The 10970-nt window shown below is 72.9% G+C and carries 11 protein-coding genes; 1 reads left to right on the forward strand and 10 read right to left on the reverse strand.

The features are described 5' to 3' along the window. The 4 genes from alr (RWM17_RS08220) to glmS all read right to left on the reverse strand — a co-directional run. Positions 1-1199: alanine racemase (alr, locus tag RWM17_RS08220; RefSeq protein ID WP_314102600.1), on the reverse strand; the 1199-nt coding region annotated here is incomplete at its 3' end. Continuing rightward, entirely contained in the window at positions 1196-2284 is a 1089-nt protein-coding gene (gene alr / locus RWM17_RS08225) for an alanine racemase (protein WP_314102601.1), read from the reverse strand. The genes alr (RWM17_RS08225) and alr (RWM17_RS08220), both read right to left, overlap by 4 nt. Beyond that, positions 2281-2706, reverse strand: a complete 426-nt coding sequence (locus RWM17_RS08230) for a holo-ACP synthase (protein ID WP_314102603.1) — start codon at positions 2704-2706, stop codon at positions 2281-2283. Before RWM17_RS08230 ends, alr (RWM17_RS08225) begins: the two co-directional genes overlap by 4 nt. A gap of 30 nt (positions 2707-2736) precedes the next feature. Continuing rightward, positions 2737-4596 carry a glutamine--fructose-6-phosphate transaminase (isomerizing) gene (glmS, locus tag RWM17_RS08235; RefSeq protein ID WP_314102605.1) on the reverse strand — a complete coding sequence of 620 codons (1860 nt, stop codon included), beginning with the start codon at positions 4594-4596 and terminating at the stop codon, positions 2737-2739. A 160-nt stretch (positions 4597-4756) separates the two neighbouring features. Between glmS and coaA the strand changes: the two genes are divergently transcribed. Next, positions 4757-5701, forward strand: a complete 945-nt coding sequence (gene coaA / locus RWM17_RS08240) for a type I pantothenate kinase (protein ID WP_314102607.1) — start codon at positions 4757-4759, stop codon at positions 5699-5701. A gap of 43 nt (positions 5702-5744) precedes the next feature. Here the strand turns inward: coaA and RWM17_RS08245 are convergent, their stop codons facing one another. The 6 genes from RWM17_RS08245 to RWM17_RS08270 form a co-directional block, all read right to left on the reverse strand. Then, the gene (locus RWM17_RS08245; RefSeq protein WP_314102608.1) at positions 5745-6782 is read right to left on the reverse strand and encodes a YdcF family protein; all 1038 of its coding nucleotides are present in this window, start codon (positions 6780-6782) and stop codon (positions 5745-5747) included. 104 nt (positions 6783-6886) lie between these two features. Then, the gene (gene glmM, locus RWM17_RS08250; RefSeq protein ID WP_314102610.1) at positions 6887-8248 is read right to left on the reverse strand and encodes a phosphoglucosamine mutase; all 1362 of its coding nucleotides are present in this window, start codon (positions 8246-8248) and stop codon (positions 6887-6889) included. A 23-nt stretch (positions 8249-8271) separates the two neighbouring features. Continuing rightward, positions 8272-8757: a 30S ribosomal protein S9 gene (gene rpsI / locus RWM17_RS08255; protein WP_123547710.1), complete on the reverse strand. Its 486-nt coding sequence runs from the start codon at positions 8755-8757 to the stop codon at positions 8272-8274. 32 nt (positions 8758-8789) lie between these two features. Next, complete coding sequence (gene rplM / locus RWM17_RS08260) at positions 8790-9236, reverse strand: 50S ribosomal protein L13 (RefSeq protein WP_146902850.1); 447 nt, start codon at positions 9234-9236, stop codon at positions 8790-8792. A 212-nt stretch (positions 9237-9448) separates the two neighbouring features. Next, the gene (locus RWM17_RS08265; RefSeq protein WP_314102613.1) at positions 9449-9931 is read right to left on the reverse strand and encodes a GNAT family N-acetyltransferase; all 483 of its coding nucleotides are present in this window, start codon (positions 9929-9931) and stop codon (positions 9449-9451) included. Further along, positions 9928-10878: a tRNA pseudouridine synthase A gene (locus tag RWM17_RS08270; protein ID WP_399540311.1), complete on the reverse strand. Its 951-nt coding sequence runs from the start codon at positions 10876-10878 to the stop codon at positions 9928-9930. Before RWM17_RS08270 ends, RWM17_RS08265 begins: the two co-directional genes overlap by 4 nt. Positions 10879-10970: the final 92 nt, after the last annotated feature.

The following is a 10970-nucleotide window of genomic DNA, read 5'->3' on the forward strand; positions in this document are numbered from 1 at the left end:
GTCGCGGGCACGGGCACGGGCGCGGGCGCCGTCGCCGGCACGGTCGCGCGGGGATCGGCTCCCCCGCCGGTCCTGCCGAGGTAGTGCCGCGGCACGCGCGCGCCGATGCGGCACGAGACCTCCTCCGGGATGCTGTCGGTCAGGTCGGCCCACTCGCCGATGGTGAGCTCGCCGTCGTCGCCGGGGCCGAAGAGCAGCACCTCGTCGCCGACCTCGACCACGTCGTCGCCGACGTCGACGAGGAACTGGTCCATCGCGACGCGGCCCACGATCGGGTGCCGACGGCCGTGGATCGTCACCTGGGCCCGCTGCTGCGCACGCCGACTCACACCGTCGGCGTAGCCGAGGGGCACGAGGGCGAGAGTGGTGTCGCGCTCGGCCCGCCAGGTGTAGTCGTACGAGACGCCGGTGCCGGCCGCGACGCGCTTGACGCGCACCACGCGGGCGCCGAGGGTCAGCACGGGGCGGAGCCCGCGGTCGGCGGCGGTCACGCCCTCCGTGACGGGGTTGCCGTAGCCGTTCGAGCCCATGCGGACCATGTCGAAGCGCCGCTCGGGGTGCTCCATGCCCGCCGAACTGGACGACATGTGGCGCTTCTCGAACGTCGCGCCCAGCGCCTCCGCGTCCTCGAGCGCCTTGCGGAACACGAGGGAGGCGGCGTGGTCGTCGGCCTCGCTCGTCTCGGACACGTGCGAGAACGCGCCGCGCAGCCGCACCGAGCCCTCGTCGCGCAGCTCGACGGCGCGCGTGACGAAGGCGGGCCAGTCGGCGGGCAGGCAGCCCTCGCGGTGCAGCCCGGTGTCGATCGTGAGGTGGACGAGCGCCTCGTGGTCGGGGCCCGCCGCCCGGGCGGCGGCGGCGAACGCCTCGAGCTGCTCGAGGGTCGAGACCCCGAGGTCGACCCGGAGCCGCACGGCGGCGTCCCAGTCCTCGTCGGGTCCGAGCTGCCACGCGAAGAACGACGCCTCGTCGCCGACGCCCGCCCGGCGCATCTCGTACGCGGGCTGCGGCTCGACCGTGCCGAACCAGCGGATCCCGGCGGCGAGCGCCTCGGGCACGATCACCTCGGCGCCCAGCGAGTAGGCGTCGGCCTTGACGATCGCGAGCACCTCGACCGGCGCCATGCGCTCGATCAGCGAGGTCAGGTTCGCCCGGTAGGCGGCCAGGTCGATCGTCGCGCGGCGCATCCAGGCCGTCATGCGGTGCTCCTCGGGAGTCGTGCGGACAGCGAGGCGACGACGTCCCAGGTGATGCTGCCGGAGGCGCGGGCCCAGTCGTCGGCGCCCTGTCGCCCGAGCGCCGGGTCGCCGAACACGACGACCTCGTCGCCGACCTCGACCGGGTCGTCGCCGACGTCGATCACGAGGGCGTTCATGGCGATGCGGCCGCGCACGCGGTAGGTCCGCTGCCCGATCGTCACCGACGCGCGGTCGCTCGCGGCGCGGTCGATCCCGTCCGAGTAGCCGACAGGGACGACGGCGATGGTGGTGTCGCGCTCGGGCCGGAAGAGGTAGCCGTACGAGACTCCCTCGCCGGCCGGGACGCGCTTGGTCGAGGTCACCGGGGCGGTCATCGTCAGGGCCGGTCGCAGCCCGAGGTCGGCCGACGTGCGGTCGGGGAACGGGCTCAGCCCGTAGGCGGCGAGCCCGAAGCGCACCATCGTGCCGTGCGAGCCCTCGTAGTGCAGGGCGGCCGCCGACGCCGCGAGGTGCCGAAGCGGCGGCTCGATCCCCCGCTCGCCGAGGGCGGCGGAGGCACGGAGGAAGGAGGCGAGCTGAAGCCCGTCCTCCTCGGGCGACGTGTTCGAGAGGTGGCTCATCAGCCCCTCGACGGGCAGCACGTCGCGCAGCTCGGCGGCCCGGTCGAACAGGGCAGGCCACTCGGACTCGACGGCCCCGTTGCGGCTGAGCCCGGTGTCGACGCAGAGGTGGACGGCGCGGACGCCTGCCGCCGCGGCCGCCTCGAGCTGCGCGAGGTCGGAGACCGCGGGCGTCACGTCGTGCCGGGCCGCCTGCTCGAACGTCTCGCCGGGCGCGTGCAGCCAGGCGAGCACCGGCGTCGTGATGCCCGCGCGGCGGAGCTCGAGGGCCTCGTCGAGGTCGGCTACGCCGAGCCAGTCGACACCGGCGGCGGCGAAGGCACGGGCGCTCTCGACCGCCCCGTGCCCGTAGGCGTTCGCCTTCACGACGACCATCACGAGGGCGGAGCCCGCCCTCGCGCGGAGCACGCCGACGTTGTGGGCGAGGGCCGCCGTGTCGACGGTCAGCCGGACGTCCTGCGTCACGCGCCCACCGCCTCCTCGTCGGACGACCGTGCCGACGGCGCCCTGCCGGGCTCCGGCCCCTCGGCGACGACGTACGCGACGGCGACGCCGCCGTCGTGGCTGAGCGACAGGTGGAGGCGCGTCACGCCCCGCGAGTCGGCCAGCGACCGCGCTCCCCCGGCGAGCACGAGGCTCGGCGCCCCGTCGGGGTCCGACTCGACGACGACGTCGTGCCAGCGCACCCCGGCCGAGCCGCCCAGGGCCTTGATCAGCGCCTCCTTGGCGGCGAAGCGGGCGGCCAGCGACTCGACGCGACGGGGCGAGCCGTCGCGCAGCACCTGCTCTGCCTCGCCGAACAGGCGGGAGCGAAGAGCCGGCGTGCGGTCGAGCGAGCCCTGGAAGCGCCCCAGGTCGACCACGTCGACCCCGATGCCCACGATCACGATCTGCGGGGGTGTGTCATCGGCGGCCCGCTACTCGACGGTGACCGACTTGGCGAGGTTGCGCGGCTGGTCGACGTCGAGGCCCTTGGCCGCGGCGAGCTCCATCCCGAAGACGTGCAGCGGCACGACGGCGAGCAGCGACTCGAAGAGCGGCGCGGCCAGCGGGATGTGCAGCACCTCGTCGGCGAACGGCAGCACCGCGGCGTCGCCCTCCTCGGCGATCGCGATGACGCGAGCACCTCGGGCGCGGATCTCCTGGATGTTCGAGACGACCTTCGGGTGCAGCGAGCGCGGGTCGCGGGGCGACGGCACGATCACGAAGACGATCTGGCCGGGCTCGATCAGCGCGATCGGGCCGTGCTTCAGCTCGCCGGCGGCGAAGCCCTCGGCGTGGATGTACGCGAGCTCCTTGAGCTTGAGGGCGCCCTCGAGGGCGATCGGGTAGCCCACGTGGCGGCCGAGGAACAGCACCGACCGCGTGTCGGCCATCCAGCCCGCCAGGGTGCGGATGCGCTCGGACGACTCGAGCACGCGCTCGATCTTCTCCGGGATGGCCTGCAGGTCCGTGACCTGCGCGGCGATCTCGTCGGTGCTGAGCGTGCCGCGCAGCTTCGCGAGGTGCAGCCCGAGCAGGAACAGGGCCGTGCCCTGCGCGACGAACGCCTTGGTCGACGCGACGGCGACCTCGGGGCCGGCGTGCGTGTAGATGACCGCGTCGGACTCGCGCGGGATGGTCGAGCCCTGCGTGTTGCAGATCGACAGGACCTGCGCGCCCTGCTCACGGGCGTACTTGACGGCCATGAGCGTGTCCATGGTCTCGCCGGACTGGCTGATCGAGACGACCAGCGTCTTCTCGTCGAGCACGGGGTCGCGGTAGCGGAACTCGTGGGCGAGCTCGACCTCGACGGGCACGCGGGCCCACTGCTCGATGGCGTACTTGCCGAGGATGCCGGCGTAGGCGGCGGTGCCGCAGGCGATGACGATGACGCGGTCCACCGTCGCGAGGCGGTCGGCGACGCCGTCCAGCTCGCGGAGCGAGACGACGCCGCCCGACACGCGGCCGAGCAGGGTCTTCGCGACGGCCTCGGGCTCCTCGCTGATCTCCTTCGCCATGAAGCTGGACCAGCCGCCCTTGTCGGCGGCCGAGGCGTCCCAGTCGATCTCGAACTCGCTCGTCTCGACGGGGGCGCCGTCGAAGTCGACGACCTCGACCGAGTCGGGGCGGATGGTGACCAGCTGGTCCTGGCCGATCGACATGGCACGACGGGTGTGCGCGACGAACGCCGCGACGTCGCTGCCGAGGAAGTTCTCGCCGTCGCCGAGCCCGATCACGAGCGGCGAGTTGCGGCGGGCGCCGACGACGACCCCGGGCTGGTCGGCGTGCACGACGAGGAGGGTGAAGGCGCCGTCGAGGGTGGCGACGACGGTGCGCAGCGCCTCGGCGAGATCGCCGGTGGCACGGTAGGCCCGGGCCACGAGGTGCGCCGCGACCTCGGAGTCGGTCTCGCTGAGGAACTCGACGCCCTCGGCGAGCAGCTCGGCCTTGAGCTCGGAGAAGTTCTCGATGATGCCGTTGTGGATGAGGGCCAGCTTGCCGTCGTCGGCGAGGTGCGGGTGCGCGTTCTCGTCGGTCGGTCCGCCGTGCGTCGCCCAGCGGGTGTGGCCGATGCCGGTCTGGCCGTCGCGCAGGGGGTCGGCCTCGAGGTCGTCGACCAGCACCTGGAGCTTGCCGGCCTTCTTGCGGCTGTCGAGCGCACCGTCCGCGCCGATGACGGCGACCCCGGCCGAGTCGTAGCCGCGGTACTCGAGCCGCTTCAGGCCGCCGAGCAGCACCTCGACGCTCTTCTCACCGGCTCCGGCAGAGCCCACGTATCCCACGATTCCACACATGCAGACGATCCTAGGGCGTCGGCGCTGGTCGGTCGGCGAGGCCCCCGGGCGTGGCTCGGCGGAGCCCGGGGAGACGACCGACGAGCCCTCGCGAGGCGGCCCGGCCGGCCCCGCGGCACGCCCGGGTGCGCCGAGCGGCCGACCGGGTAGCCTCGGGCCCATGGCCGACGCGAGCTCCCCGACGACCCACGCGACGCCGTTCGTCGAGATCCACCGCGACGCGTGGGCCGACCTCGCCCCGGCGACGCGCCTCCCGCTGACCGAGACGGAGATCGTGCAGCTCCGCGGCCTCGGCGACCGGCTGGACATGCGCGAGGTGCAGGACGTCTACGTGCCGCTCAGCCGCCTCCTCAACCTCTACGCCGCCGGCGCGCGCAACCTGCACCGGGCCACCAGCGACTTCCTGGGCGAGCGGGCGCAGCGCACCCCGTTCGTGATCGGCGTCGCGGGCTCGGTGGCCGTCGGCAAGTCGACCGTCGCGCGCCTCCTGCGCGAGCTGCTCAGCCGCTGGGACGACACGCCCCGCGTCGAGCTGGTCACCACCGACGGGTTCCTCTACCCGAACGCCGAGCTCGAGCGCCGCGGCATCATGGACCGCAAGGGGTTCCCGGAGTCGTACGACCGCCGGCACCTGCTGCGCTTCGTCTCCCAGGTGAAGAGCGGCGCGGAGGAGGTGCGGGCGCCCTTCTACTCGCACACGAGCTACGACATCATGCCGGGGGCCGAGGTGGTCGTCCGGCGTCCCGACATCCTGATCGTCGAGGGCCTCAACGTGCTGCAGCCCCCCGTCGCGGGGCGGCTCGCGCTGAGCGACCTCTTCGACTTCACCGTCTACGTCGACGCCCGCACGAGCGACATCGAGAGCTGGTTCGTCGACCGGTTCCTCGCGCTGCAGAAGAGCGCCTTCACGCAGGAGCGCTCGTTCTTCCACCGCTTCGCCGACATGGACGAGCCCGAGGCCCGGGCCTTCGCCTCGACCGTGTGGCGCTCGGTGAACGAGCCGAACCTGATCGAGAACGTCCTCCCGACGCGGTCACGCGCCACCCTGGTGCTGCGCAAGGCCGCCGACCACAAGGTCAGCTCGGTCCTGCTCCGCAAGATCTAGGCCCGAGGAGGCGCGGGCCGACACCCTGGGCCGCCGCCGGTCGTCACACCGGCAGGAACGACGCCACGGCCAACAGCGCGACGAACACCGCGATCGACGCGACGGCCACGCCGTTCAGCCGCCGGTGCTCGACCATGATGGCGACGTACTCCCTGAGGAACGCGCTCGGCACGTAGTACGCCGCGGTCGGGGACCCGACCACCTGCGCGTCGCTGCCGACAGCCCGTGCCAGCAGGGCCGCGCGGAGCACGTGGTAGTCGTTGGTGACGACGAGCGTGCTGCCCTCCAGACCAGCCGCCCGCTGCACCTCGCGGGAGAGCACGAGGTTCTCGCGGGTGCTCGTCGAGGCGGTCTCGGGGTGCACGTCGGCAGGGTCGGCCCCGTGTGCCAGCAGGTACTCGGCCATGGCCGCGCCCTCGGGCCGCGGCTCGTCGGCGCCCTGACCTCCCGACGGCACGAGCAGCGGCCGCGCCGCGCCCTCGGGGACGGCACGGTAGATCGCGAGGGCCTTGTCCAGCCTGCTGCGGAGGAGCGGGGGCACCTCGCCGCGGACGAGCCCCGAGCCGAGCACGACCAGCGCGTCGGGACTGTCGGTGTGGCGGTACCGGCTGTACACGATCGAGTAGAGGCCGAAGGCGGCGAAGGTGGCCGCGGCGTAGAGGCAGGCGAACACGATCAGCACTCCGAGCGCGATCGACATGGTGACGACGCCCGAGGGCAGCTCGGTGCCGGCCGGGACGAAGATCAGCGCCACGGAGGCCGGGGGCAGCACCAGGAGGGCGAGCCCGGCGAGGAGCGACAGCAGGTTCCCGAGGCTGCGTCCCTCCCGGCGGGACATCGTGACGCCGTTGCCGACCAGGAACCCGGCGAGCACCAGCACCAGCACGCCCGCGAGCCCGGCCCCGGCGAAGACGAGGAGCTGGAGGAGCGCGCTGGCCGCGGCGAGCTCGAGCACCCCCGCGAGCAACAGCGAGCCCAGTGCGCCCACCAGGAACACCCCGTTACGGAGCCGACGAGCATCGCGGCGCCGGCTCACGACGTAGAGGACGGCGAAGACGACAGCCGGCACGAAGAGGGTCATGTGCCCATCGTGCCCGCACCGCGGGCACGATTGGACCGCGACTCGGTCAGGACCTCGACACGCTCGACACGTGGGCCCGGTCGCTCCCTCGACGCAGCGGATCGCTACAGGGCGAGGCGCTCGCGCACGACGTCGGCGAGCGCGTGCGCGACGCGGTCGGCGGTCTCCTGGTCGGCGGCCTCGACCATGACCCGGACGACGGGCTCCGTGCCCGACGGGCGGAGCAGCACGCGACCCGAGTCGCCGAGCTCGCGCTCGAAGGCGGCGACGGCCTCGGCGACGCCTTCGTCGCCCGCCAGGCGCTCGCGGTCGACGCCCTTCACGTTGATCAGGATCTGGGGGAACACCGTCATGACCTGGGCCAGCTCGGCGAGGGTCTTGCCGGTCTCGGCCATGCGCGCCACGAGGGACAAGCCGGTGAGGATGCCGTCGCCGGTCGTCGCGTAGTCGCTGAAGACGATGTGGCCGGACTGCTCGCCTCCGAGCGTGAAGCCGTGCTCGTTCATGTCCTCGAGCACGTAGCGGTCGCCGACGCGGGTCTGGCGGACGGTGATGCCGTGGTCGGCCATGGCCCGGATGAGCCCGAGGTTGCTCATGACCGTGGCGACGAGCGTGTCCTTCGCCAGCTTGCCGTGTTCTTTCTGGGCGACGGCGATGATCGCCATGATCTGGTCGCCGTCGACGACCGCGCCGGTGGCGTCGACCGCGAGACAGCGGTCCGAGTCGCCGTCGTGGGCGATGCCGACGTCGGCGCCGTGCTCGAGCACGGCGGCGGCCAAGTTGTCGAGGTGGGTCGAGCCGACGCCGTCGTTGATGTTCATGCCGTCGGGGTCGGCCCCGATCAGGGTGATGGTCGCGCCGGCGTCGGTGAAGACCTCGGGCGACACGGCCGACGCCGCGCCGTGGGCGCAGTCGAGCACGACGTGGATGCCGTCGAGCCGGTTCGGCAGGGCGCCGAGGAGGTGGAGGACGTAGCGGTCCTCAGCGTCGGCGAACCGCCGGATGCGACCGACGTCGCCCCCGACGGGCATCAGCTGCGGCTCGCTCATCGCGGCCTCGATGCGGTCCTCGACCTCGTCGGGCAGCTTCGTGCCGCCGAACGCGAAGAACTTGATCCCGTTGTCGGGCGCGGGGTTGTGCGAGGCGCTGATCATGACGCCGAAGTCGGCGCCGATGTCGTCGACGAGGAACGCCGCCGCGGGGGTCGGGATGACCCCGGCGTCGAGCACGTCGACGCCGGAGCTGGCCAGGCCCGCCGAGACGGCGGCGGTGATGAACTCCCCCGAGATGCGGGGGTCGCGGGCGACGACGGCCACCGGCCGCCGGCCCTCGGCACGACGCGCCTCCGCGTGGTGCCCCTTCGTGAGCACCACCGCGCTCGCCTGGGCGAGGCCCAGGGCGAGCGCGGCGGTCAGCTCACGGTTGGCGAGGCCCCGAACACCGTCGGTACCGAAGAGTCGCGACATCGCGGGCCTGCCTTCGTGTGTTCTTAGCGCTTCGAGAACTGCGAGGCCTTGCGGGCCTTCTTCAGACCGGCCTTCTTGCGCTCGATGACGCGGGCGTCGCGCGTGAGGAAGCCGGCCTTCTTGAGCGTGGCGCGGTTGTTCTCGCGGTCGATCTCGTTCAGCGTGCGGGCGATGGCGAGACGCAGGGCGCCCGCCTGGCCCGAGGGGCCGCCGCCGGTGACCTTGACGGTCACGTCGTAGGCGCCGAGCAGGTCGAGCACCTTGAACGGGTCGTTGATCAGCTGCTGGTGCAGCTTGTTCGGGAAGTACTCCTCGAGGGTGCGGCCGTTGACCACGAAGGTGCCGGTGCCGGGCACGAGGCGCGCGCGGGCGATGGCCTCCTTGCGGCGGCCGACGGCCGAGCCGGAGACGTTCAGGACGGCGCGGGGCGTCGCCTGGGCCTCGGGAGCCGAGCTCTCGGTGGTGAAGCTCTCGGGAGCCTGGTCGATGGAATCTGCGATCTGAGCCACTGTGTGGGGGTCCTTAAGTCTGAAGGCGGACGCTACTGGGCGACCTGGTCGAGGGTGTAAACCGTGGGCTGCTGAGCAGCGTGGGGGTGCTCGGCACCCGCGTACACCTTCAGCTTCTTGATCTGGGCACGGCCCAGCGAGTTCTTCGGCAGCATGCCGCGGATGGCCTTCTCGACGGCACGCGTCGGGTGCTTCTCGACCATCTCGGAGTAGGTCGTCGCCGTCAGGCCGCCCGGGTAGCCCGAGTGGCGGTAGTAGAGCTTCTCGGCCAGCTTGGAGCCGGTGAGGGCCACCTTGTCGGCGTTGATGACGATGACGAAGTCGCCCATGTCCATGTGGGGGGCGAAGGTCGCCTTGTGCTTGCCGCGCAGCAGGGCTGCCACGTGCGAGGCCAGACGGCCGAGGACGACGTCGTTCGCGTCGATGATCAGCCACTGCGGCTGGACGTCAGCCGGCTTGGGGGAGAAAGTGCGCGTCACAGTAGTGCTGCTTCCTGGTCGAGGTGAGGTGTCCGTGAATCCCGCTCCGTTGCCGTTGTCGCGACGATGTCGCGAGAACGAGTCAGGTGGAGGGCTCAACTTCGGGCGTCGCGCGCAGTTGCGCAGACACCAAGGGTCGACGATACCCGACACGCCCGGAGGCGTCAAACGGTCGCCGGCGGACGACAACGCCCTCCCCCGTCAGCCGTCGGTCAGGAGGCGCCGAGGGCGGTGAGCGCACCGCCGTCGAGCCGGAAGGTGGTCCACTCGTCCATCGACGAGGCGCCGAGCGACCGGTAGAAGCCGATCGAGGGCTCGTTCCAGTCGAGGACCGCCCACTCGACCCTGGCGAGTCCCCTGGCCACCGCCTCCTGCGCCAGCCGCGCCAGCAGGGCCCGGCCGTGGCCGGCGCCCCGGTGCTGCGGCGCGACGTACAGGTCTTCGAGGTGGATGCCGTGGACGCCCTCCCAGGTCGAGAAGGTGAGGAACCAGATCGCGAGGCCCGCCAGCTCGCCCGGCTCGTCACCGTCGACCACGAAGGCGAAGACGGCAGGCGCCTCGCCGAAGAGCGCGCGCTCGAGGTCGGCCTCGGTCGTCCTCACGGCGTCCGGCTCCTTCTCGTAGACCGCGAGCTCGACGATCAGGCGCAGCAGCTCGGGGACGTCGGACGGGACAGCGGGGCGGGGAGCGCTCATCCGTCGAGGCTAGCGGCCGACCTCTTCACCTGCGTGAGCACGACGCGTGCCGCGACCTCGTCGTCGGGCGGGTAGCCCACCTCGACCATGGTCAGGCCCGTCGCCGGGACCACGCGGAACTCGCCGTTGCGCGCGGCCTCGCGGCGCACGCCGACGGCCCGGTGCTCGGGCATCGCGCCCTCCCCCACCGCGACGCAGGCGCCGACGAGGTTGCGCACGAGGTTGTGGCAGAAGGCGTCGGCCTGCACGGTCGCGACGAGCACGCCGTCGGCGTCGCGCCTCCAGGTGAAGTGCTGGAGCTCGCGGATGGTGGTCGCGAAGTCGCGGTGGCGGCAGTAGGCGGCCCAGTCGTGCAGCCCGACGAGGCCCGCGGCCGTCGCGCTCATCAGGTCGAGGTCGAGGAGGTGGTCGTACCAGAGCGTGTGGCTGCGCCTCGTCGGGTCGCGCTCGGCCCCGCGGTCGGCGATGCGGTACTCGTAGCGCCGCCACAGCGCGCCGAAGCGCGCGTGGAAGCCGGGAGGCGCGAGTCGCGCCCCCGAGACGACGATCTCGTCCGAGGAGCCGGCCAGCCCGTTCAGGCGCCGGGCGAGGACGGTCGGCGCGTCGAGGGGCGACCGGTCGACCATGCCGCGGTGCGGCCGCTGCAGCTGGGCGATCTGCTCGTCCGTGAGGTCGAGGTGCACCACTTGGCCGCGCGCGTGCACGCCGGCGTCCGTGCGGCCGGCGACCGTGACGGTCGGGACGTGCTCGTGCCGGCCGAAGAGCGTGCGGAGCGCCGCCTCCATCTCGCCCTGCACCGTCCGGCGGCCGGGCTGCTCGCTCCAGCCCGAGAACGCGGTGCCGTCGTAGGCCACGGTCAGCCGCACCCGGGTCAGGCCCGCCGGCACGAAGGCCGGGTCGTCGACGGCCGGGGCTGCAGGAGGGGCGTCGCTCGTCACGCCGTCCATGCTACGGGCGACGCGAGGGGCGGGCGGGGGCGGGGCCCGCCGCCCCCCCGGGCGCCCCCCCGGGGGCCCGCGCGGGTTTTGGCGCGGGCCCC

The organism is uncultured Frigoribacterium sp., from assembly GCF_963515265.1.
Taxonomy (GTDB): domain Bacteria; phylum Actinomycetota; class Actinomycetes; order Actinomycetales; family Microbacteriaceae; genus Frigoribacterium.

Bases quoted from the DNA above. Each gene is read 5' to 3' on its own strand.
- glmS (WP_314102605.1), bottom strand. From the start codon at position 4,596: ATGTGTGGAATCGTGGGATACGTGGGCTCTGCCGGAGCCGGTGAGAAG.
- coaA (WP_314102607.1), top strand. From the start codon at position 4,757: ATGGCCGACGCGAGCTCCCCGACGACCCACGCGACGCCGTTCGTCGAG.
- RWM17_RS08245 (WP_314102608.1), bottom strand. From the start codon at position 6,782: ATGACCCTCTTCGTGCCGGCTGTCGTCTTCGCCGTCCTCTACGTCGTG.
- glmM (WP_314102610.1), bottom strand. From the start codon at position 8,248: ATGTCGCGACTCTTCGGTACCGACGGTGTTCGGGGCCTCGCCAACCGT.
- RWM17_RS08265 (WP_314102613.1), bottom strand. From the start codon at position 9,931: ATGAGCGCTCCCCGCCCCGCTGTCCCGTCCGACGTCCCCGAGCTGCTG.
- RWM17_RS08270 (WP_399540311.1), bottom strand. From the start codon at position 10,878: ATGGACGGCGTGACGAGCGACGCCCCTCCTGCAGCCCCGGCCGTCGAC.